Genomic DNA, 23,395 nt, shown 5'->3' on the forward strand with positions numbered 1-23,395 from the left:
GTTAACTCGTTTCCGCTCGACTTGCATGTGTTAGGCCTGCCGCCAGCGTTCAATCTGAGCCATGATCAAACTCTTCAATTTAAGATTTTGTTCGGCTCAATGAATACTGAACATTACATAAAGTAATGTTTGAATTGACTGTGCTGAGTCTTTCGACTCAATGGTCACTTCGTATCATTGAAACCTAATTTGAAGCCTAAGCTTCTAATTGGATTATCATCAACGAGTGCCCACACAGATTGATAGGTTTATATTGTTAAAGAGCTTTCTTCTTTGTGACTCACATCACTTCGGAAGAGGCGGCCATTCTATCGAGATAATCTTCTGTGTCAAACACTTTTTGAAAATTATTTCATTTTTGTTTCTGGCCTGTCTGACTGGCTTCAAACTCTTGTGAGCCCTTGCCCTGTCGACGAGGAGGCATTATAGAGATCGCGGTCACGTTAGCAAGCGTTATTTTGAAAAAATTGCAAAAATAAGGTTTAGATGGTGATTTATCATTCAAAGCCTTATTTATTCAACTTTACCCAATAACAACCAACAAAATACCCACAAAGTTATCCACAATTAGTTATTTGAGGCATAAAAAAGGGCTGTATAAGACAGCCCTTTAGAGGATAAATCTGCTTTAAATGCCAGAACCGTGTTGTTCTCCGTCATCTTCATGAAGGCCACATTCACGCTTTAAACCAAAAAATCGCGTTTCTTCCTCTGTCATACCCGGTTCCCACTTTTTAGTCGTATGAGTATCACCGACAGATAGGTATCCCTCTTCTCTCAAAGGGTGATAAGGCAAACCGTGTTGTTCTAGGTAATAGTGAACATCTTTATTAGTCCAATCGATAACAGGCAGAAACTTAAACACTCCATTTTGTATCGAAAGGATTGGCAAACTCGCTCTTGATTGAGATTGCTCTCTTCTTAAACCAGAAAACCATGTACCTACCTCAAGCTCATCTAATGCTCTTCGCATTGGTTCGACTTTATTTAGCTTGTTGTATTTTTCAATGCCCTCTATACCTTGTTCCCACAATTTGCCATATACCGCCTCTTGCCACACTGAGCTTTGCTTAGCTCGATAGACTTTGAGATTCAAGGTGAGCTTTTCACTCAGCTGCTCAATGAACTGATACGTTTCTGGAAATAGGTATCCGGTATCAGTCAAGATCACAGGGATATCGGCTTTAGCTTGCGTGACTAGATGAAGCATCACCGCGGCTTGTACACCAAAGCTAGATGATACAGCAGGCTGTCCATCCAGATTCTCTAGTGCCCAAGTGACTCTTTCTTGCGCCGTCATTGCCTCTAACTGCAAGTTAATTTCTGTTAGATGTAAAATCTGCTCAGTTTTAGTTAAAGAGAGTAGCGCCTTAAGGTCTGGTTTTTTCGTGGTTGAATCAAGCATGCAAATCCCTCTTAGATACGAATACCTCTTCTACAATACCCGCACGTATTACGAAATCACCAAAACACTCACCGTCATTGCGCTCTTTAGACCAACTCCCCACCAGCAAATCAATCTCTTCTAGTATTTGCTTGTCAGTGATGTTCTCTTTATACATCTTAGGAATTCGCGTACCCGCGCGGTTACCACCTAGATGCAAGTTATAACGACCTGGGGCTTTACCGACCAAACCAATCTCAGCCAACATCGCTCGGCCACAACCGTTCGGACAACCAGTTACTCGTAAGATGATATTGTCTTCTTTGGCTAAGCCATGCTTTGCCAAAATGTCTTCAACGTCTGTTACGAAACTTGGTAAGAAACGTTCTGCTTCAGCCATGGCAAGTGGACAAGTTGGAAATGCCACACACGCCATTGAGTTCTTACGCTGCTCACTGACTTCATCTGACATTAAGCCATGTTGGCGCGCTAGCTTTTCAATCAGCTCTTTCTGATCAGTGGGAACACCCGCAACAATCAAATTTTGGTTGGCCGTCATGCGGAAGTCACCTTTATGTACTTTCGCAATTTCAGCCATGCCGGTTTTTAATGGCTTGTTAGGGAAATCCAGAATTCGGCCATTTTCAATAAATAGCGCTAAATGGTGCTTACCATCAATCCCTTCAACCCAACCGATGCGATCACCACGTTCAGTAAACTCATAAGGACGGCTTTCTTCAAACTTAATGCCTGCACGCTTTTCCACTTCCGCTTTAAATACATCGATACCCACACGATCTAACGTGTATTTGGTCTTGGCATTTTTACGGTTAGAGCGGTTACCCCAATCTCGTTGAGTGGTGACTACCGCCGCCGCTACATCGAGTGTTTTTGCTAGCGGTACATAACCGAAGTCATCTGCGCGACGGGCATAGGTTGAAGTATCACCGTGGGTCATTGCCAAGCCACCACCGACTAAAACGTTAAAGCCAACGAGCTTTCCATCTTTTGCTATGGCGACAAAGTTAAGGTCATTGGCATGAACGTCCACATCGTTTTGCGGTGGAATCACAACCGTCGTTTTGAATTTACGAGGTAGATAGTTACTGCCTAAGATTGGCTCTTCATCTGTTGTTTCAACCTTTTCACCATCTAACCAGATTTCAGCATAGGCACGAGTTTTCGGCAGCAGATGTTCACTGATCTTTGCCGCCCACTCATACGCTTCTTGGTGAAGCTCTGACTCAACAGGGTTAGTAGTACAAAGTACGTTTCGGTTAACGTCACCCGCAGTCGCAATCGAATCAATGCCAATACTATTTAATGTTTGGTGCATCAGCTTAATATTTGGCTTTAGTACGCCGTGAAACTGAAATGTTTGACGAGTCGTCAGGCGAATACTGCCATACATAGAATGCTCTTCAGCAAACTTATCGATAGCTAACCACTGATCTGGCTTAATCACACCACCGGGCATACGGGCACGCAGCATGACATTATGCAGTGGTTCAAGCTTTTGCTTAGTTCGCTCATTACGAATATCACGGTCATCCTGCTGGTACATACCGTGGAAACGAATTAGCTGGAAGTTGTCTGCGGTAAAACCACCTGTGATTCGGTCTTGCAGATTTTGTTCAATGGTTCCGCGTAAGAAATTACTCTCTCGCTTTAATCGCTCATTGTCAGCCAAAGGGCCCAGCACTTCACCGAGTACTTCTTGTTGTTCTTTGCTCATTAGTACACATCCCTTTGGTAACGTTTTTCCTTGCGCAGATTATTTACAAACTCTTCTGCTTTTTCTTTCTCTAAGCCACCATGTTGCTCAGCCACAGTCACTAGTGCATCGTTAACATCTTTTGCCATGCGAGTCGCATCACCACATACATATATATAGGCGCCCTCTTGAATCCACTGCCAAACTTGTTTGCCATGTTCAAGAATACGGTGCTGCACATAGACTTTCTCTTGCTGGTCACGACTAAACGCAACATCTAATTGGGTCAACAAACCGGATTTAAGGTACTTCTGCCATTCCACTTGGTAGAGGAAATCTTGAGTAAAGGTACGATCGCCAAAGAACAACCAGTTTTTACCTTCCGCATCTCTGTTATCACGTTCTTGAATAAAGCTACGGAAAGGCGCAATACCTGTACCTGGCCCAATCATGATGACGGGCAAGTTGTCATCTTGAGGCAATTTGAAGTTATTGTTGTTTTCAATAAACACTTTCACATCACCGCCTTCTTCTAAGCGATGAGAGAGGAAACTAGATGCACCACCAAAGCGAGTCTCTTCGCCTTTTTGATACTCCACCACACCAACCGTTAAATGTACTTCTTCATCTACTTCAGATTGAGCGGAAGCGATAGAGTAAAGACGAGGAGTTAGGCGGCGCAATAAACCAACCAGATCTTCAGCTGATAGCTTGGTTTTCTTTTCAGCCAGCACATCGACAAGTTGAGTGTTACCCGCGTATTCGCGCAGCTTATCTTTATCTTCCACCAGCTTTTGTAGCTTCTTACTACCTGATAGCTCGGCGTATTTAGTAACAAGCTGAGGATTAGAAGTGGTGATCTCGAACTTAGAAACCAATGCACTATGAATAGAGAGGCTTTCACCATCAACTTCGATACTTTCAACGCCAGAAAGCCCAACTTTTGCCAAAATAACATTGGCTAACTCAGAGCTGTTTTCATACCAGACGCCCAGTGCATCGCCCGGTTGGTAGGTAATTCCTGATTCATCGAGATCAATCTCGATATGGCGAACATCTTTACCAGAGTCACGGCCAGTAATCTTTTGGCTGGTCAGTAAAGTGGCGGTATAAGGATTTTGTTTGTTGTATTGCGAATGACCCGGCGCAGCTTGACCAACAGGTAGCTGAACAACATCAGCCTCAGTGCCGGAGGCCAGTGCTTCTTTCGCAATCTCTAATGCTTTGGCACGCCACTCTGCTGCTGGCGCTTCGTAGTCAACATCAAGGTCAACGCGATCAATAAACGGAGTTGCACCCAGTTTAGATAAGAAGGCATCAAAGTCTTTACCAGTCTGACAGAAGAACTCGTAACTGGAATCGCCTAAACCAATGACACCATATTGCAGGTTAGGTAGTTTTGGCGCTTTCTTCGATTGTAAGAACTCATGCAGCTCAATGGCGTTATCTGGCGCTTCACCTTCACCATTGGTTGAAGCCACAACAATAACGTGCGTCTCTTTAGCGAGGCTCTTACCTTTATAGTCGCTAGCATCAAATAACTGAGCGTCTATACCAAGCGCTTTAGCTTCTTGCTCTAACGCTTCAGCCACACCTTTCGCATTGCCGGTTTGTGAAGCAAAAATAATGCTGAGCTTACCCGCTGGTTTGGCCGCAACAGCCGCCGCAGCCTGATTAATAGGCGCTGCCGCTGCAGATGGTTGATTTTGAGCCAACCCCCAGAAGTAACCACTGACCCAAGCAAGCTGCTGAGAAGACAAACCATTAACGGTTTGTTGCAGCTGACCCAGTTGTTGGTCATTGATAGGGCTAGCAACTGATGGTAATTCTGGTGTATTTCCTTGAGAGAGCTCTACATTGCTTGAGGACTCTTTCTTATTTAAAGACATGGTCTCGACATCCCTGTTCATTGCGTGATGATAGATTAACCACTCTCTTTAATAACAAGAAAGAATAGAAGTGAATGTTTTATAACTTTTTGAATTAAAGAACCAGACTCATCCCCTTCACAGATTAGCGTTCATTCTCTACGCGCACCTGATTAAACCCGACCGCCATGGCGCATTTTGAGGCCATATCTAGATCACCGTAATGGCACTCTTCACCATGGGCGTCAGTGAGGATAACGAAGCCCCCTTGGGAATGCCGAAACTCCACGACCCAAAGCCCTTCCTCTGCAGACGGCTCAATAATCGCCTCAACCAACTTGTTTTCTCGATACAAGTTTCTTAGTTCATTAATAGTCATTGCTTCCATGCTCATTTTTATAATTAAAGCTATTAATACCAAGCATGGCTCATGAGCAATAAATTGCGAATAAAGGGATAATGATATAAAAAAAAGGTATAAAAAAACGCCGCTTTAAAAAGCGACGTTCTAAAAATTCAGGTAACTTCAAGGCTTAGAAGTTGTATTCAGCGCCTAAGAAGAAGCCATTTACAAACACAAATGACTGGTTAGTACTTGGTGATTGTTCAGCAAGGTCTGTGAACTCCAAATCAATTACTCGGTAACCACCACGTAAAGCAAGATCACCATTTCCTAGACCAATTTTGTATTGTACACCGGTCATAACATCTGCACTCTTGATGCCACTGCTGTTACTAAAATCGAACTGGCCGATGATGTCGAAGTTAGTATCTGGCACATGGATCTCAGCATACGCATACCAGTTAAACGTCGTTTCATCGAAGTTATAAACGGGTGTCGCTGACTCTTTAGTGCGGTAGTGGCTATTAGTGTACTGCGTTAGCATGACACCCGCATCGAAGGTCATTAGTTCACGCTCTAGGATTTTGTAGTAAAACGTGTAGTCGTACTTATCAAAACCTGCGTAATCAGCATCAACACTGGTGTAACGGAAGCTAAAATCAGGAACGTATGCTAGCTCGTGCTCCAATGAGAAGTAGAATGTTGGCGCCGATGCATCGCCACGGCGGTGCTCGTCTATCTTAGTATCAGCAAACCACATATCTGCACCCACATCACCAGAGATGGAGGATTCTGCCATCGCGACTGTCGAACCCATCGACAATGCTGCAGTCGTCATTAGCGCTAATGCTGGCTTGTTCATCTGTTGTTAGCTCCTGAACTGAATAACTCGGTTTATCTGCACAAGATAGTACCACATTCTGTTCGCTTAGCTATCTATCGTGAACAATAGACGAAGTTTTTAAAGAACCAGTATCCCAATGCGATCACAATTATCCAAGGTAGAATATTTAGTACCGCACTTACCATCCCTAGCAACACCATCACTACTAATGCTACAGCTGCTGCGCCAAACACTGTCGCTAGTGTAATGCCCGTTACTAATAACGTCGCGACGAAGACCAAAATAAAGATTAACTCAAACATAGCTTTTCTCCTTTGTTTTCCTTGTTATCGCAGAAAGCATGCCAAGTTCTCAATGTCGATCTAAGCCACTGATATTACTAGCTCAAACAAAAAACGCCCCCTAACTAGGGAGCGTTTAAATACAGAGCTTAGGTAAAATTCACCAACTTAGTTGGTAAAATTTACACATCTAATTCTTGTGGGATTTTTGCTAGTGCAGCGGCAACCACTTCGATACCCGAACCTGGCTTATGTGCATTTTCACTAATATAACGACGCCATTGACGAGCACCCGGCATACCTTGGAATATACCCAACATATGACGAGTAATATGACCTAGATAAGCACCATTCGACAGTTGTTGCTCGATGTACGGGTACATTTCTTCGACCACTTGTTTACGCTTTTTCACTGGCTTGTCTAAGCCGTAAATTTGCTGATCCACTTCGGCCAAGATGTAAGGGTTTTGGTAAGCTTCACGGCCAACCATCACGCCATCAAGGTGCTGTAAGTGCTCTTTAGTCTCTTCAAGAGTTTTTACCCCACCATTTACAGCAATCACTAAGTGAGAAAAATCTTTCTTCAACTGGTATGCGCGTGGGTAATCAAGCGGTGGAATCTCGCGGTTTTCCTTTGGACTCAAACCAGACAGCCACGCTTTACGAGCGTGAATAGTAAACTGCTCACAGCCCGCTTTTTCCGAGACTGTAGAAACAAAGTCTGTCAGGAACTCATAAGAATCTTGATCATCAATACCAATACGAGTTTTGACAGTAACAGGAATATCGACGACATCTTTCATGGCTGAAACACAATCCGCCACCAGCTGAGGCTCTGCCATTAAGCAAGCACCAAAGCGACCATTTTGCACTCGGTCTGATGGGCAACCTACGTTTAGGTTAATTTCATCATAGCCACGTTCAGCCGCTAACTTGGCACAAGTCGCAAGGTCTTGAGGGTTAGAACCACCCAATTGCAGCGCCAAGGGATGCTCTTCTTGGTTGTATGCAAGGAAGTCACCTTTACCATGAATGATAGCTCCAGTGGTCACCATTTCGGTATAAAGCAATGTTTCGCTTGATAATAAACGGTGAAAGTAACGACAGTGACGGTCAGTCCAATCGAGCATTGGAGCGACAGAGAACTTGCACAAGTGAGTCATGAGTCTGAATTCCAGTCTAATGAGGCGGCTTTAGCCAAACAAATATAAGCCGAACATTGTAATATCTTCCAAAGATGTGTGCCAATTAATCTTCTTGGTATCGTTTTTTGACCAAATAAGGTAAGTTATACGATCTGACCGAACAGCGACCCGATTCACCCTCATCGAACTCGAAAGTATTGATGGTCTACTCATAAATCAACTAATGATGAACGCGATTCATTGTTAAATGGTATATTATTAACAAAGTCCAATAGTTATGGTGGTGAGTTTGGACCTAGAGCTAATTAAGCAAATAGAAGATATATGTGCAGCACGAGGCGTTCGGCTAACGCCTCAACGAAAACGAGTATTTGAACTCATTTGCGCTAGCCCAAAAGCATCCAGCGCGTATGAGCTACTAGAAGAATTAAAAGCCAGTGAACCGCAAGCAAAACCACCAACCGTGTACCGCGCGTTGGATTTTTTGCTAGAGCAAGGCTTTATTCATCGTGTGGAGTCAACCAATAGCTTCATTCAGTGCTGCTCTTGTAATGCTCATAAACATTACTCACATCTGCTAATTTGTGACAAATGCGGCAACGTTATTGAACTGCAAGATGATAGTTTGGTAGCCTTGTTGGCTAGTAATGCAGAAAAACATGGCTTTACGATCTCTAACCATGTCATTGAATCGCATGGTGTTTGTCACTCATGTTCATCTGAAATTAAAGAATAAAAGATATAGAAGAAAATTATGCGCGCTGAATTTGTTAACCCGTTTTTAGCTTCATTAATGAACGTTTTAAAAACGATGGCTTCTCTGGAACTGAAGCCACAGAAACCTCGTGTTAAGAAAGATGAAATCGCACGTGGTGATGTATCTGGCCTTATCGGGATGGTAGGCCCGCAAACTCGCGGCTCTATGTCGATCACTTTCGATGAAAACCTCGCGCTAGAAATCATGCAGAATATGTTGGGTGAGCGTCCAAACGGCCTCAACGACGAAGTTACAGATATGGTGGGTGAAATCACCAATATGGTAACAGGTGGTGCAAAACGTATTTTGGCAGAAAGTGGCTTCGATTTTGATATGGCTACACCGGTTGTTGTATCAGGTAAAGGCCATACGATTCGCCACAAATGTGAAGGCGCAATCATCATCATGCCGTTTAGCTCGCAATGGGGTAATGCCTTTATCGAGATTTGCTTCGAGTAATCTGAATCGCATGAAAAAAGGCTTCCTCATCGGAAGCCTTTTTCGTTTGTGCAGGTGAGATAGCTTTTGGATCATAGGTAACCCAAAGCAAATATTGCTCACCGTACAGGGCTTTTAGATCATGACAACCCAAAAGCTCTATAAGCTGTACAAAGCGGAATTACTGGATAATTCCTTTTTGCTTTAACACTTCGACACACTGCTCAACCAAAACTTCAATTGGTTGCTCACCAGCAGGAAGATCAATCTCTGGCGCAAGTGGCGCTTCGTATTCTGAATCAATACCGGTGAAATTAGGAATTTCCCCCGCTCGTGCTTTCTTATATAAGCCTTTCGGGTCACGCTGTTCACATACATCTAATGACGCATTAACGAACACCTCGAGGAACTCTCCTTCTGGCAGCATTTCACGTACTAATTGACGCTCAGCTCGGTGTGGAGAAATAAACGCAGAGAGAACAATCAAGCCCGCATCTGCCATTAACTTAGACAATTCACCGATACGACGAATATTCTCGCGGCGGTCTTGTTCTGAGAAGCCTAAATCACTGCAAAGACCATGACGAACATTATCACCATCGAGCAAGTAAGTGTGGTACCCCTGCTCTGCAAGTTTATTCTCTAGCGCACCCGCTACCGTCGATTTACCGGCACCCGATAAGCCAGTAAACCATAATACGACTGGCTTTTGCTGTTTGAGCTTGGCACGAAACGCCTTATCGACGCTGTGCTGATGCCAAACAATGTTTTCATCTTTTGTCACAGTATCCGTTGTCATTACTACTGTCCTTTTAATACGGGAAGAAAAGTGGAATCAACGCTAAAACCAGCACTGAGTACACGATCGAAATAGGAATACCGACTCTTACATAGTCAGTCAGCTTATAGTTACCCACGCTGTAAACCAGCAAGTTGGTTTGATAACCATAAGGAGAGATAAAGCTGGCACTGGCACCAAACAGCACTGCCATGATAAATGGCATTGGATCAACTCCGTAGCCAATGGCCATACTGTAGCCAATAGGAAATGCTAAAGCGGCGGCGGCGTTATTCGTCACTAACTCAGTCAAAATCAAAGTAAGTAAGTAGGTGGCCACCAGCGCGCCAAATACTCCCCAGCCGTTGAATGTCTCCATGAACATTTGGCCGAGTTTGACCGATAAGCCAGAAGACAACATCAGTTGAGCAATAGATAGCGCTGAGCCCACAATCACCACGATGTCGATTGGAAAGCGGCGACGCAGTTCACCCAGTTGGACGATACCCAGAAACAAAGAAGCCAACAAAAAGACGGCCAAGCCTTTAATGAGAGGAACTAGCTCTAATAGCGCCAATGCAATTACAGTGGTGAAACCGAGTAGCACCATACTGGATTTGTTCAGATCGAGTTTGGCACTCGAATCAAGGTCATTTATTAATACGAACTCTTTGCGATGAGCACGGCGCTCAGCCTCAAAACGTTTACCGGGAACGAGCACCAAGGTATCACCAGCGTTGAGAATGATATTCCCCAAGCCCCCTTCTAACCTTTCATGGCCGCGGCGAATCGCGACGACGACAGCATCAAAGCGATCACGAAAGTGGCTAGTTTTCAGAGTTTTGTTACAAAAACTCGCAGACGAGCTCACTACCACTTCAATAAAGCTCTGCCCATTCAGGTGATGCTGACCAAATAAGGTTAAACCTTGGATTTCTTGTAAAGTCGCGACACTTTCAATGTCACCACAAAACAGTAGGCGGTCTTTGGCTTTGAGTACAAAATCAGGGTCAACCGATGGCATGGTTTTCCCATCTCGGATCACTTCGGCTAGAAACAACTTACGTAATGCACGTAGATTGTTTTCACTGATGCTGCGCCCAACTAGAGGCGATCCTGGCTCAACTCGCGCTTCAAGAAAATACGGCAAATCATCTTGCGATTGATCTTCATAATTCGGCAGTAGGTAACTGAGCGGAATCAGGATCAACATACCACCGAACAGCACCGACAAACCGATCATTGTTGGAGTAAAAAAGCCAAGACTTGGTAGCCCAGCATCTTCTACAAAGCTATTAATGATCAAGTTGGTTGATGTGCCGATCAAGGTCAGTGTGCCACCTAAGATCGCCGCATAAGAGAGAGGGATAAGCAGTTTTGAAGGTGCATGTTGTTGGTTACGCTTAATCGCACCAATCAACGAAACCACGACTGCGGTATTGTTAGTAAAAGAAGAAAGCAGCGCTGTCGAGATGCCCATCTTGGCAACGACGCTGCCTAATTTACCCGTCGATAAACTACGGCTTACCCAACTGATCAACAGGGTTTTCTCTAGTGCACATGATGCAAGGATCAATAGCACTAGAGTAAGTAGCGATGAATTGGTGAAATTGGTCGCGACATCTGTCAACTCTATCATTCCTGCCATGAAGGCGATAAACGCCGCTCCAGCAAAAATGAAACTCGGTTTTATACGTGTAACAACAAGGCATGTCACTATGCCAAGCAAGATTGCTAACACCACTCCTTGTTGCCACATAACGCTTCCCTACTCCATCAAATCAATCTTGCGAACGCAAATGATGAGCTACTTAAGTAACTGACTGATGTCTTTTGCTTCCCAATGTGGGAAGTGCTTACGAACCAGTGCATTAAGCTCTAATTCAAATGCAGAAACATCACCTGCTTGACGCTCAATTTGGCTCAGACTCTCGCGAACTAGACCAGCGCCGACTGTCACGTTTGATAGGCGGTCAATGACGACAAAGCCGCCCGTATCTTGACAGTTAACGTAGCTATCAATCGCTACAGACTCCGTTAAGCTCCACTCACACAAACCAATACCGTTGAGCGGCAGTTCGACTGCACTGCTGGTTGATAGGTTATTGATGTCGTATTGGTGACGAACAGCCTCTAAACGGCCAACCGTCTTCTTACCGGCAATCTTGATGTCGTACTCACGACCCGGTTGAAGTGGTTGCTCTGTCATCCATACTACGTCTGCAAGCAGGTGATTACTTGATTCTACTTGAGCACTATCTAGCACCAGTAAATCGCCACGGCTTACGTCAATCTCATCTTCCAAAGTTAGCGTCACCGCCTGGCCTGCATATGCGGTATCGATATCACCATCAAAAGTCACGATGCGAGCAACTTTAGAGCTTTTACCTGAAGGAAGCGCTGAAACAGAATCCCCTACGTTAATTGCGCCAGAGGCAATCGTACCGGCGAAACCTCGGAAATCGAGATTAGGGCGGTTAACGTATTGCACAGGGAAGCGGAACTCACCCACCTCTTTCTCTTGGTTAACATTCACGCCTTCCAAGATCTCTAGTAACGGTTGACCTTCAAACCACGTCATGTTCTGACCCGGCTCAACCACGTTATCGCCTTCTAATGCCGAAATAGGCAGGATCTGAATATCAATCTCACCGCGTAGGTTTTTCGAGAACTCAAGGTATTCATCGCGAATCTGCTCAAAACGCTGCTGTGAGTAATCAACAAGATCCATTTTGTTTACCGCAACCACAAAGTGCTTAAGACCAAGTAGGTTAGAGATAAATGAATGGCGGCGGGTTTGATCCAATACGCCTTTACGAGCATCAATCAAGATCACTGCCAGATCACACGTCGATGCGCCGGTCGCCATGTTTCGCGTGTACTGCTCATGCCCTGGGGTATCGGCAATGATGAACTTACGTTTCTGAGTCGAGAAATAACGGTAAGCCACATCAATAGTAATGCCCTGTTCACGCTCAGCTTGTAAACCATCCACTAGCAAGGCTAGGTCTGGTCGCTCACCCGTTGTACCTACGCGTTGGCTATCAGAGTGAACCGCTGCTAGTTGATCTTCATAAATTTGTTTTGAGTCATGGAGCAAGCGACCGATCAACGTACTTTTGCCATCATCGACTGAGCCACAAGTCAGGAATCTAAGTAATGATTTATATTGGTGTTGCTTGAGGTAACCTTCGATACCTAGCTCTGCTAACTGAGCTTCTACTGCACTGTTCATGTTCTTTCCTTAGATCCTAAATTAGAAATAGCCTTGGCGCTTTTTAAGCTCCATCGATCCTGACTGATCATGGTCGATCGCTCGGCCTTGTCGTTCACTTGATGTCGCGACTAACATCTCTTCGATGATTTCTGTTAACGTGCTTGCTTCAGATTCAATCGCCCCTGTCAGTGGGTAACAACCAAGGGTACGAAAGCGAACACTCTTCTCTTCAATCACTTCACCCGGCTCAAGCTTCATACGGTCATCATCAACCATGATTAGCATGCCATCACGTTCCACAACCGGACGCTTCTTCGCCAGGTATAGAGGGACAATCTCAATGTTCTCTAGGTAGATGTATTGCCAAATATCTAACTCAGTCCAGTTTGATAATGGGAACACACGAATACTCTCGCCTTTATTGATTTGGCCGTTGTAGGTTTTCCAAAGCTCAGGACGCTGGTTTTTCGGATCCCATGTATGGTTCTTATCGCGGAATGAATAGACGCGCTCTTTCGCACGAGACTTCTCTTCATCACGACGAGCACCACCAAATGCCGCATCAAAGCCATATTTGTTGAGCGCTTGCTTTAGACCTTGAGTCTTCATAATGTCGGTGTGCTTAGATGAGCCATGGACAAATGGGCTACATCCCATTGCTAGACCTTCTGGGTTCTTATGTACCAAAAGCTCAAAGCCATACTTTTCCGCTGTTTTGTCGCGGAACTCGATCATCTGTTTGAACTTCCAGTCGGTATCGACATGCAATAGAGGGAACGGGATTTTCCCTGGGTAAAAGGCTTTCCTTGCGAGGTGCAACATCACCGATGAGTCTTTACCGATTGAATACATCATTACCGGATTATCAAACTCAGCAGCCACTTCACGAATAATGTGAATACTCTCTGCCTCTAGCTGTTTGAGGTGGGTTAAACGTTCTTGGTCCATGTTGGTGCTTCCTTTGCCGCTCCTTGGAGCATTCTGACTAATTACTTATGCGTAATGACGTTGTTCTGTTGTGCTATCTGCTTGGTTGAACCATTGCAGCTTGTTCGATAATGCGACCACTTCCCCTATCACTATCAAGGAAGGCGATTGCGCATCTTTAGCCAACTCTGCTAACTGAGAGAGTTGGCCAGTAAATACTTTCTGTGTGCTTTGCGTGCCACGCTCAATGATGGCAATAGGTGTGGATGGCTGGCGGCCGAATTCAAGCAGTTGAGATTGAATGTATTCGGATTTCATCAAGCCCATATAAATCACTAAGGTTTGTTGGCCACGCGCCATGGTCGACCAATCCACTTCATCACTTTCAGCTTTTAAATGACCTGTAATGAACATGGCCGACTGAGCATAATCACGATGCGTAAGTGGAATACCGGCATAAGCCGTTGCTCCTGCTGCAGCGGTAATACCAGGGATAACTTGAAAGCTGACACCAGCATCGGCTAATACTTCTAGCTCTTCACCCCCACGGCCAAACACAAAAGGATCTCCTCCTTTCACACGAACAACGCGGTGGCCCTGCTTAGCAAAATCGACTAATAGCTGATTGGTTTTTTCTTGTGGAACACTGTGATGACCAGCGCGTTTACCGACACAAACTAAGATCGTGTCATCTGGGATAAGTGCTAAAATATCATCGGATACAAGGTAGTCGTACAACACGACATCCGCTTGTTGTAAGAATCTCAGCGCTTTAATAGTGAGTAACTCAGCATCGCCAGGGCCTGCTCCAACTAACGCGACTTCTCCGTGGCGCAGTTGACTCGTGCCTGTATACGTTGGGCGATGTTCGTCTTTATTTTGGTTTGTGCGACGGTGGCTGACGGGAAACGGCGCCACCTTATCCTTGCTCGCCATATTGCATTCCTTCCATGTGAATGTATGCATTATGACCTTCTAGATATATTACCTGAAATTCTAAAATTTCATTTTTTATACGATTTATTGATAAGCAAATATAATTTCGCGGTTAAAGATTGAACGACATTGAGATATCTACGACAGAATGGCGTTAAGTAATTGCTCTACTTCACACTTTAATGTGTAGTAAAATCGTTGTTTCACAATGTTTTGCTACATTAACCCGCGATTAACTTACTCTACCGGAGCTAAACAATGAAAGTTGCAGTGAAACCTCTATCTCTTGCTGTATTAGGCGGCATGTTGACCATGGCCGGACCGGCTATGGCAGATACGATTAAGCTACGTATCGTTGAAACAACAGATATTCACACCAACGTGATGGATTACGACTACTACAAAGACAAGCCGTCACTGAAAATTGGTCTAACCCGCACTGCGACTCTAGTGAAGGAAGCTCGCGCTGAAGTAGAAAACAGCGTGTTAGTTGACAATGGCGACCTCATCCAAGGTAGCCCGATGGGCGACTACATGGCCGATAAAGGTATTAAAGTTGGCGAAGTTCACCCTGTATACAAAGCAATGAACCAGCTTAACTACGATGTCGGTAACATTGGTAACCACGAATTCAACTATGGTTTAGAGTTCTTAGCGGAAACCATCAATGATGCCGATTTCCCTTACGTCAGCGCGAACGTGTTCGACCAAGAGACGGGCAAGCATTACTTCAAGCCTTACATTATTAAGTCTCACACCTTTAAAGATGTGGATGGTGAAGCTCATGAAATCAAAGTGGGTTACATTGGCTTTGTTCCACCACAAATCATGGTGTGGGATAAGAAAAATCTAGAAGGTAAAGTCTTCGCCAAAGACATCAAAGAGACGGCAGAAGAACTCGTTCCTCAAATGAAGAAAGAAGGCGCAGATGTGATCGTTGCGATCCCTCACTCTGGCGTCTCATCTGATCCATACAAGCAAGGTTCAGAAAACTCTACTTACTACCTATCGGAAGTAGAAGGTATCGATGCGATTGCATTTGGTCACTCTCACGCGGTCTTCCCAGGTAAAGGTTTCGACAATATCCAAGGTGTGGATAACCAAAATGGGACGATCAATGGCGTTGCATCTGTCATGCCTGGTCGCTGGGGTAGCCACGTTGGTGTTATCGACCTAGAGCTAAAAGAACAAGATGGAAAATGGGTTGTGGTGAAAGGCCAATCTGAAGCGCGTCCGATTTACGACAAAGTAAACAAGAAGTCTTTAGCTGAAGCCGATAAAGATATGGTTAAAGCTTTAGAAGCTGACCACAAAGGTACTCGCGATTTCGTTAACCAACCAATTGGTAAAGCCAACGATGTGATGTACAGCTTCTTAGCACTTGTGCAAGATGACCCTACAGTGCAGATTGTTAACCTGGCACAAAAAGATTACGTGGAACGCTTTATCCAAGGCGACCCAGACCTTGCAGACATTCCTGTACTTTCAGCTGCAGCCCCTTTCAAAGCAGGCGGCCGCAAAGATGACCCATCGGGCTTTACTGAAGTGGAATCAGGCCAATTAACATTCCGTAACGCCGCAGACCTTTACTTATACCCGAACACGCTAGTAGCAATGAAGGTTAGCGGTAAAGAAGTTAAAGAGTGGTTGGAGTGTACAGCAGGCCAGTTTAAGCAGATTGATGTCAACAGTACTGCGCCACAGAGCCTAATCAACTGGGATGGTTTCCGTACTTATAACTTCGATGTTATTGACGGTCTTAACTACCAAATCGATGTTACTCAACCGGCGAAATACGATGGTGACTGTAAAGTACTGGATGAAAAAGCTGAACGTATCGTAAACCTGACTTACCAAGGTAAGCCAATCGATATGAAGCAAGACTTCATCATCGCAACTAACAACTACCGAGCTTACAGCAACAAGTTCCCAGGTACTGGTGCTGAGTTCGTTGCGTTTGATTCTCCTGATGAAAACCGCTCAGTTATCGCGTCGTACATCACTCGCGTAAGTAATGAAAAAGGTGAATTCCAGCCTAGCGCAGACAACAACTGGTCTTTCGCACCAATTCAGTCTGAGACTAAGTTAGACATTCGCTTTGAAACCTCGCCAAGTGAAAAAGCAGCGAAGTTTATTGAAGAGAAAGGCCAATACCCAATGAAACGCGTTGCGACAGACGATGTTGGTTTCGCGGTATACCAAATCGATTTACAGAAATAATCGACTTCCCTAAACACGTTAAAGCCGCTATTAATATAGCGGCTTTTTATTTATCTGGGTTATAGAAATACATTTATGGACACGACGCTTATCCACCACCTTGAAGAGCATGGCTTTAACGCGGATGAAATTGAGCAAATTAGCCAGCATGCATCTGAACTACAACTTCCAACTCGGCAGATTTTGGTTGAACAAGGCAATGCGCTCGAATCCATCTACTTTATCGTCCATGGTTTGTGCCAAGCCAGTTATCTCACCCAAGAGGGTAAGTCATTTAGCAAGGAGTTTTACTGGGAAAAAGATTGGGTACTTGGTTTAGAGGCGGTGATAAAGCAGCAAGGCTCACCTTACCTAATTGAAACGCTCACAGAGTGCCATATCATTTGCTTACCAATTAAAGTGTTACTGCAGTGGCGGGAGGAAAGTCATCCCATATATTTAAAACTGGTAGAGACTCAACTGATTTACAAAGAACAAAAAGAGCGCTTTATGCTGCTCTACACGCCCGAGCAACGCTATGAATTGTTCTGCCAACAGTTCCCTGATTTAGAACAACGATTGAACGACTACCATATCGCGGCATACCTTGGTATTTCATCAATCAGCTTAAGCCGAATAAAGAACCGAATTAACAAAGGTTAATGCACCCATTATAAATAACTGCTACCTTGTTTTGAAATGAATAATAAACAAGCAGTTAGCAATATGATTGAATGGAAGACCTTACCTTTTTCACAACTAACCTCGACCGAGTTATATCAATTACTTCAACTACGGGTTGATGTATTTGTCGTTGAGCAAACCTGCCCGTACCCTGAACTCGATGGCAAAGACATACTTGAATCTACTTGGATACCAAGGCGAACAGCTGGTCGCTTGTGCGCGTCTATTAGGTAAAGGGATCAGTTACCCTTCAGTGAGTATTGGACGAGTAGCATCTGCAATGCAGTGCCGCGGTGATGGTGTGGGCCATCAACTTCTCGAACAAGCCATTCATCAATGTGAAACCCTTTGGCCTAACTGCGAGATTGAAATTGGCGCGCAGCAACACCTACATGATTTCTACGTTAAACATGGTTTTGTTAAAACCTCAGACATGTACTTAGAAGATGATATTCCCCACATTGATATGAAGCGAGCAAATCGCGGGTGAACATAAGTGCAGTTTCCATAGGCGTCATATTGCTGGTCATTGGGAATCTCTCTGCGTCGTTATCTGATGTCGCAGTCAAACTATTGCACGGCGGCATTTCACCTTATCAGTATATTTTTGTACGCCAATTTTTGTCGGTACTGCTGATCTCTCCTATTTGGTTGCATCAATCAAAACCGCAGCGAGCGTTAACAGCACCTTATCTAACCGCAACAAGGTCAATCCTGATCATCATTGGCAGTGGCTGCTTAATGGTAGCGATTACTCACTTACCTCTAGCGACCGCCAATGCAATCATCTACGCCGCTCCCCTGATTATGTTGCCATTATCGATATGGCTACTAAAGGAAGTACCACCGTTAGGCAAAGTTATCGGTACCATCATCGGCTTTTGCGGCGTATTGATTGTGCTGCGCCCTTCTCAGTTCCACTGGGCTGGGTTATTTGCGCTAGGTACAGCGACTACGTTAGCACTGTTTAACATTTTGGCTCGTAAGATCCCGCAGAAGCAGCCCATCGTCACCACACTATTTTGGACGTCATTGCTGTCGCTGCCTGTATCGGGACTATTAGCGTTACTCGATTGGCAACCCATCAGCATCGACCAGATAGCGCTAGTGGGTGCGAGCGCAATGCTGATTTTGCTCTACAATGGCTGCGCTGTTAAGGCATATAAAAAAGCCCCGGCAGGCCAAATTGCATTGGCTGAATACTCGGGGCTTATCTTTGTCGGATTGTTCGGTGTGTGGTGGTTTGATGAAATTCCTGATCTACTCACCGCATTAGGAATTGCACTCATCATTTTGCCTCTGATTCCGTTCAGACAACTCTTTATAAGAGCCAAGCAAAGTAGTAAGTAGCTACTTACTTCGGCCAAAACCACCATCAGATAATCTAAAAAACATAACAGATGAAGATGACTTCTCCAACTGCAATATGTCTAGCTTGCCATCTTTAGCAAGTTTGAAACGCACAAGTTGGCCGGCTCGAATATTACTTAAAGGCTTATCTGAGCCCTCAACCTTAACCAGTGCATTTAAATCTTTCATAGGTAGTTCATTGGCGCGAAATACCTGCGCAAGCGTATCACCAGACTTGACCTGATATTCTTGCCACTGCTCAGATTGCAACTCATGCTGCTTCTTCTCGCCTTGCTCACTTAAACTCTGGGTGTTTATCGCAATCTCAACCCGTTGAGTCGCCTCAGCTTGAGGCTGTTCTTGTTCGCTACTAGACTCTGGAAACGGAATAAGCACTAAAAGTAATACCACAGGAACTAACACCATCAATGCGCGTTGGTGCACTTTAGGTAGCGTTGACCATTTCTGCTGCGCTTGTGTTTTTAACTGCTTCCAATCTATCGAAGACCACTTGTGCTTAATTAACTCGACATAATCGACTTGTTGTGTCTTTTTCTTCCGGCGGTTCATTGCAACATGTCTCCAAACATCTCTGACAACAAGTATAAAAATCTAACCTTTCCGAGTATAGAAAATTTCGTCTTGGAAAGTAATGGTTCGGTCAAAACTGCGGTTTAAGGCTTAAAAATAAGATCGCTGTCCCACATTGCCATGACATTGATTCATCAAACGGTGCAACGTTTCATCCTATCTTTATTACTGGTATCCTGTACCTCTTTATACACCGATTAAAGAGAGACACCATGTCTGAAGTTAAATTTGAAACTGTAGAGCAAAAAGCAAGCTACGGTATTGGTCTACAGATGGGTCAGCAACTAGCAGGTTCTGGTCTTGAAGGTCTAAACGTTGACGCTATCGCTGCAGGTATCGCAACTGCACTAGTTGGCGAAATGCCAGCAATCGAAGTTGATGAAATCAACAACGCACTACAAGAGCTTCACACTCGTGCACAAGCAGCTCAAGCTGAAGCAGCAAAAGCAGCAGCAGCTGACGGCGAAGCGTTCCTAAAAGACAACGCTCTACGTTCAGAAGTAACCGTTCTAGAATCTGGCCTTCAATACGAAGTGATCACTGAAGGTACTGGTGAAATCCCAACTTCTGACAAGCAAGTTCGCGTTCATTACCACGGTGAGCTAACTGACGGTACTGTATTCGACAGCTCTGTATCTCGCGGTCAACCTGCTGAGTTCCCAGTAACTGGCGTTATCAAAGGTTGGGTTGAAGCACTTCAACTAATGCCTGTAGGTTCTAAGTGGAAACTATACATCCCACAAGACCTAGCGTACGGTGAGCGTGGCGCTGGCGCTGCTATCCCTCCATACGCAGCACTTGTCTTCGAAGTAGAACTTCTAGACATCCTATAATTGAGCTTTCTCTCAAATAGTTTTAAAGCGACGCTCTTGCGTCGCTTTTTTTGTCTAAGCTAAACAGACAAACTATAAAAGGAGAAAACAATGAACAAAGCGCTACTTAGCTTAAGCCTCGCTCTATTCAGCTCACACAGCCTCGCTTTTGGCGACTTACTAAAAGATTCTGATACCACCAAAGGTCTTACCGATATGGTGAGTGACTCACTTTCATCTACTAACCAGTCTCCGTTAACCAGTCTATTGAGTGACCAGTTATCTATCTCAGGTGACCAAGCAGCTTCAGGCACAGGAGCTTTACTTGCTCTCGCCGGAAATCAGCTCTCACCAGAATACAGTGATGAACTAAGCTCATTAGTCCCTGGCTTGTCGCAGCTATCACGTGCGCAAAATCTACTCGGTGGTATTGAAAGTATGGACGCAGTACAAAGCGCGTTTAGTAAAGTCGGCTTAGACCCATCAATGATCAGTCAATTTGCGCCTTTGATATTACAATACTTAGGAGATGGAGGGGCGAGTGAAGGATTGCTAGGTTCTCTGAACCAGTTATGGCAACCGGCAAGCTAGTATCTTATCTATATAACAGACACAAAAAAGCCGAGCTAACGCTCGGCTTTTCCGTTCTTTACGAACTTCTGAGATTACTCAGCAGCTTCTTCAGCAGCTGGGCGATCTACAAGCTCAATGTAAGCCATTGGAGCTTTATCACCAGCACGGAAGCCAGCTTTTAGGATACGTGTGTAGCCGCCCTGACGAGCAGCAAAACGTGGACCTAGTTCGTTAAATAGTTTTGCAACTACTTCGTTGTCACGAGTACGTGCAAATGCTAGACGACGGTTAGCAACGCTGTCAGTCTTAGCTAGTGTAATCAAAGGCTCAACTACGCGACGTAGCTCTTTTGCTTTTGGCAATGTAGTCTTGATAACTTCATGACGTACTAGAGAGCTAGCCATGTTGCTGAACATCGCTTTGCGATGTGAGCTGTTGCGGTTGAGTTGACGACCACTCTTACGATGGCGCATGACCTAATCCTTCTAACTAGTATCGATTAATCTTCAGCGATAGACGCTGGTGGCCAGTTTTCTAGGCGCATGCCCAGAGAAAGACCACGTGATGCAAGTACGTCTTTAATCTCAGTAAGAGATTTTTTACCAAGGTTAGGCGTTTTAAGTAGCTCAACCTCAGTGCGCTGTACAAGATCACCGATGTAGTGAATCGCTTCTGCTTTCAGACAGTTAGCAGAGCGAACTGTTAGTTCAAGATCGTCTACAGGACGCAGTAGGATCGGATCGAATTCTGGCTTCTCTTCCTTCTCCTCAGGTACACGTACATCACGAAGATCTACGAACGCATCCAATTGTTCAGCTAGGATAGTAGCTGCGCGACGGATAGCTTCCTCAGGGTCTAGAGTACCGTTCGTTTCCATGTCGATGATCAGCTTGTCTAGGTCTGTACGTTGCTCTACACGAGCCGCGTCAACAGAGTAAGCAATCTTGTCTACTGGGCTGTATGTTGCATCAACCAGTAGGCGACCAATAGGACGCTCATCTTCTTCAGTATGGATACGAGCAGAAGCTGGAACGTAACCGCGACCACGTTCAACCTTGATACGCATAGCGATCTCAGCGTTGTCATCCGTTAGGTGACAAATAACGTGTTCTGGGTTAGCGATCTCTACATCACCATCATGGGTGATGTCACCTGCAACCACAGGGCCCGAACCTGATTTGTTCAGTGTAATGAATACTTCATCTTTGCCTTCAGCAACGCGAACAGCCAAACCTTTAAGGTTTAGAAGAATTTCAAGAATATCTTCCTGAACGCCTTCTTTAGTGCTGTATTCGTGTAATACGCCTTCAATCTCTACTTCAGTTACGGCACAACCCGGCATAGAAGATAGTAGAATGCGACGAAGTGCGTTACCAAGAGTATGGCCAAAACCACGCTCTAACGGCTCAAGAGTTACTTTTGCGTGAGTCGTGCTGATCTGTTCGATGTCAACAAGACGTGGCTTAAGAAATTCTGTTACAGAACCCTGCATTGTGTCCTCTCTTTAGTTTAAACCTTACTTAGAGTAAAGCTCGACGATCAATTGTTCGTTGATGTCAGCAGATAGATCAGAACGCTCAGGCATACGCTTGAATGTACCTTCCATCTTGCTAGTATCTACTTCAATCCAAGTTGGTTTTTCACGTTGTTCAGCAACTTCTAGAGCCGCTTTAATGCGAGATTGCTGTTTAGCTTTCTCACGAATAGAAACAACGTCGTTAGCCGCTACTTTGAAAGAAGGAACGTTTACAACTTTACCGTTAACTAGGATAGCTTTATGGCTAACTAGCTGACGTGCTTCTGCGCGAGTTGCGCCAAAGCCCATGCGGTAAACTACGTTATCAAGACGACCTTCAAGAAGCTGAAGCAGGTTTTCACCTGTGTTGCCTTTAAGACGTGCAGCATCTTTGTAGTAGTTACGGAATTGTTTTTCTAGAACGCCGTACATACGACGAACTTTTTGCTTCTCACGAAGCTGAACGCCATACTCAGATAGACGACCGCGACGAGCGCCGTGTACACCTGGTGCGTTATCAATTTTACACTTGGTATCGATCGCACGAACACCAGACTTAAGGAATAAGTCAGTGCCTTCACGACGGCTAAGCTTCAGCTTAGGACCCAAATATCTTGCCATGATTCTTCTCCAATAGTCCTAGAAACGTTATACGCGACGTTTCTTAGGTGGACGACAACCGTTATGAGGGATTGGAGTCGCATCAACGATGTTCGTGATACGGAAACCAGCTGCGTTCAGTGCGCGAACAGTAGATTCACGACCTGGACCAGGACCCTTAACCATAACTTCCAAGTTCTTAAGACCGTACTCTTTAGCCATTTCAGCACAACGCTCAGCAGCAACCTGTGCAGCGAACGGAGTAGACTTACGAGAACCACGGAAACCTGAACCACCTGCAGTAGCCCATGCAAGAGCGTTACCTTGACGGTCAGTAATGGTTACGATTGTGTTGTTAAAAGAAGCATGGATGTGCGCAACACCGTCTGCAACTTGTTTGCGAACGCGTTTACGCGCGCGAGTTGGTTGTTTAGCCAT

General features: G+C 44.8%; 24 protein-coding genes, 1 rRNA gene and 1 pseudogene. 8 read left to right on the top strand and 18 right to left on the bottom strand.

Annotation, left to right across the window (positions count from 1 at the left end; translation table 11 throughout):
- The 8 genes from MU515_RS08150 to dusA form a co-directional block, all read right to left on the bottom strand.
- A 16S ribosomal RNA gene (locus MU515_RS08150) occupies positions 1–81 on the bottom strand; the annotation flags it as partial.
- A 547-nt stretch (positions 82–628) separates the two neighbouring features.
- The gene (locus tag MU515_RS08155) at positions 629–1,405 is read right to left on the bottom strand and encodes a phosphoadenylyl-sulfate reductase (protein ID WP_260259942.1); all 777 of its coding nucleotides are present in this window, start codon (positions 1,403–1,405) and stop codon (positions 629–631) included.
- Positions 1,398–3,119, bottom strand: coding sequence for an assimilatory sulfite reductase (NADPH) hemoprotein subunit (gene cysI / locus MU515_RS08160; RefSeq protein ID WP_260259943.1), 1,722 nt, complete (start codon positions 3,117–3,119; stop codon positions 1,398–1,400). Before cysI ends, MU515_RS08155 begins: the two co-directional genes overlap by 8 nt.
- The gene (locus MU515_RS08165) at positions 3,119–5,008 is read right to left on the bottom strand and encodes an assimilatory sulfite reductase (NADPH) flavoprotein subunit (protein WP_432816138.1); all 1,890 of its coding nucleotides are present in this window, start codon (positions 5,006–5,008) and stop codon (positions 3,119–3,121) included. Before MU515_RS08165 ends, cysI begins: the two co-directional genes overlap by 1 nt.
- Positions 5,009–5,111: 103 nt before the next feature.
- Positions 5,112–5,345, bottom strand: coding sequence for a hypothetical protein (locus MU515_RS08170; protein WP_260259945.1), 234 nt, complete (start codon positions 5,343–5,345; stop codon positions 5,112–5,114).
- Positions 5,346–5,499: 154 nt separating this feature from the next.
- Positions 5,500–6,171, bottom strand: a complete 672-nt coding sequence (locus tag MU515_RS08175) for a TIGR04219 family outer membrane beta-barrel protein (protein WP_260259946.1) — start codon at positions 6,169–6,171, stop codon at positions 5,500–5,502.
- A gap of 74 nt (positions 6,172–6,245) precedes the next feature.
- Complete coding sequence (gene pspG / locus MU515_RS08180; protein WP_260259947.1) at positions 6,246–6,455, bottom strand: envelope stress response protein PspG; 210 nt, start codon at positions 6,453–6,455, stop codon at positions 6,246–6,248.
- Between the two features lie 161 nt (positions 6,456–6,616).
- Positions 6,617–7,597 (bottom strand): tRNA dihydrouridine(20/20a) synthase DusA, encoded by a 981-nt coding sequence (dusA, locus tag MU515_RS08185; protein WP_260259948.1) that lies wholly within the window; start codon positions 7,595–7,597, stop codon positions 6,617–6,619.
- Positions 7,598–7,856: 259 nt separating this feature from the next.
- Between dusA and zur the strand changes: the two genes are divergently transcribed.
- Positions 7,857–8,315, top strand: coding sequence for a zinc uptake transcriptional repressor Zur (zur, locus tag MU515_RS08190; RefSeq protein WP_260259949.1), 459 nt, complete (start codon positions 7,857–7,859; stop codon positions 8,313–8,315).
- Between the two features lie 18 nt (positions 8,316–8,333).
- On the top strand, positions 8,334–8,795 hold the full coding sequence (locus MU515_RS08195) for a chemotaxis protein CheX (RefSeq protein ID WP_260259950.1): 462 nt from the start codon (positions 8,334–8,336) through the stop codon (positions 8,793–8,795).
- Positions 8,796–8,955: 160 nt separating this feature from the next.
- Here the strand turns inward: MU515_RS08195 and cysC are convergent, their stop codons facing one another.
- The 5 genes from cysC to cobA are packed head-to-tail and all read right to left on the bottom strand — an operon-like array spanning position 8,956 to position 14,632.
- Complete coding sequence (gene cysC, locus MU515_RS08200) at positions 8,956–9,573, bottom strand: adenylyl-sulfate kinase (RefSeq protein WP_260259951.1); 618 nt, start codon at positions 9,571–9,573, stop codon at positions 8,956–8,958.
- Positions 9,574–9,586: 13 nt separating this feature from the next.
- Positions 9,587–11,311, bottom strand: a complete 1,725-nt coding sequence (locus MU515_RS08205) for an SLC13 family permease (RefSeq protein WP_260259952.1) — start codon at positions 11,309–11,311, stop codon at positions 9,587–9,589.
- Positions 11,312–11,359: 48 nt separating this feature from the next.
- The gene (cysN, locus tag MU515_RS08210) at positions 11,360–12,787 is read right to left on the bottom strand and encodes a sulfate adenylyltransferase subunit CysN (RefSeq protein ID WP_260259953.1); all 1,428 of its coding nucleotides are present in this window, start codon (positions 12,785–12,787) and stop codon (positions 11,360–11,362) included.
- A 21-nt stretch (positions 12,788–12,808) separates the two neighbouring features.
- The gene (cysD, locus tag MU515_RS08215; protein WP_260260164.1) at positions 12,809–13,759 is read right to left on the bottom strand and encodes a sulfate adenylyltransferase subunit CysD; all 951 of its coding nucleotides are present in this window, start codon (positions 13,757–13,759) and stop codon (positions 12,809–12,811) included.
- A 3-nt stretch (positions 13,760–13,762) separates the two neighbouring features.
- Positions 13,763–14,632 carry a uroporphyrinogen-III C-methyltransferase gene (gene cobA, locus MU515_RS08220; RefSeq protein WP_260259954.1) on the bottom strand — a complete coding sequence of 290 codons (870 nt, stop codon included), beginning with the start codon at positions 14,630–14,632 and terminating at the stop codon, positions 13,763–13,765.
- Between the two features lie 258 nt (positions 14,633–14,890).
- Between cobA and cpdB the strand changes: the two genes are divergently transcribed.
- From cpdB to MU515_RS08240, 4 genes and pseudogenes are all read left to right on the top strand, one after another.
- The gene (cpdB, locus tag MU515_RS08225; RefSeq protein ID WP_260259955.1) at positions 14,891–16,852 is read left to right on the top strand and encodes a 2',3'-cyclic-nucleotide 2'-phosphodiesterase; all 1,962 of its coding nucleotides are present in this window, start codon (positions 14,891–14,893) and stop codon (positions 16,850–16,852) included.
- A 75-nt stretch (positions 16,853–16,927) separates the two neighbouring features.
- Positions 16,928–17,494 carry a Crp/Fnr family transcriptional regulator gene (locus MU515_RS08230; RefSeq protein WP_260259956.1) on the top strand — a complete coding sequence of 189 codons (567 nt, stop codon included), beginning with the start codon at positions 16,928–16,930 and terminating at the stop codon, positions 17,492–17,494.
- A 63-nt stretch (positions 17,495–17,557) separates the two neighbouring features.
- Positions 17,558–18,005: pseudogene (locus tag MU515_RS08235) on the top strand (GNAT family N-acetyltransferase).
- Positions 18,006–18,007: 2 nt separating this feature from the next.
- Complete coding sequence (locus MU515_RS08240; protein ID WP_260260165.1) at positions 18,008–18,865, top strand: DMT family transporter; 858 nt, start codon at positions 18,008–18,010, stop codon at positions 18,863–18,865.
- Here MU515_RS08240 and MU515_RS08245 read toward each other — a convergent pair whose 3' ends face one another.
- Positions 18,866–19,435 (bottom strand): LysM-like peptidoglycan-binding domain-containing protein, encoded by a 570-nt coding sequence (locus MU515_RS08245; protein WP_260259957.1) that lies wholly within the window; start codon positions 19,433–19,435, stop codon positions 18,866–18,868.
- 233 nt (positions 19,436–19,668) lie between these two features.
- On the opposite strand from MU515_RS08245, the gene bamJ reads away from it, so the two are divergent.
- Entirely contained in the window at positions 19,669–20,289 is a 621-nt protein-coding gene (gene bamJ, locus MU515_RS08250) for a BamJ family beta-barrel-assembly machinery protein (protein ID WP_260259958.1), read from the top strand.
- Positions 20,290–20,379: 90 nt separating this feature from the next.
- Complete coding sequence (locus MU515_RS08255; protein WP_260259959.1) at positions 20,380–20,859, top strand: DUF2780 domain-containing protein; 480 nt, start codon at positions 20,380–20,382, stop codon at positions 20,857–20,859.
- 74 nt (positions 20,860–20,933) lie between these two features.
- Here MU515_RS08255 and rplQ read toward each other — a convergent pair whose 3' ends face one another.
- Genes rplQ through rpsK form a run of 4 tightly spaced genes read right to left on the bottom strand, consistent with a single transcriptional unit; the run spans position 20,934 to position 23,395 of the window.
- Positions 20,934–21,314, bottom strand: a complete 381-nt coding sequence (gene rplQ, locus MU515_RS08260) for a 50S ribosomal protein L17 (protein WP_005383141.1) — start codon at positions 21,312–21,314, stop codon at positions 20,934–20,936.
- Between the two features lie 26 nt (positions 21,315–21,340).
- On the bottom strand, positions 21,341–22,333 hold the full coding sequence (locus tag MU515_RS08265; protein ID WP_260259960.1) for a DNA-directed RNA polymerase subunit alpha: 993 nt from the start codon (positions 22,331–22,333) through the stop codon (positions 21,341–21,343).
- A 24-nt stretch (positions 22,334–22,357) separates the two neighbouring features.
- Positions 22,358–22,978 carry a 30S ribosomal protein S4 gene (gene rpsD / locus MU515_RS08270; RefSeq protein ID WP_260259961.1) on the bottom strand — a complete coding sequence of 207 codons (621 nt, stop codon included), beginning with the start codon at positions 22,976–22,978 and terminating at the stop codon, positions 22,358–22,360.
- Positions 22,979–23,005: 27 nt separating this feature from the next.
- A complete protein-coding gene (rpsK, locus tag MU515_RS08275) occupies positions 23,006–23,395 on the bottom strand; it encodes a 30S ribosomal protein S11 (RefSeq protein WP_001118870.1) in 390 nt (129 codons plus the stop codon).

The organism is Vibrio intestinalis, assembly GCF_025195085.2.
Classification (GTDB): Bacteria; Pseudomonadota; Gammaproteobacteria; order Enterobacterales; family Vibrionaceae; genus Vibrio; species Vibrio intestinalis.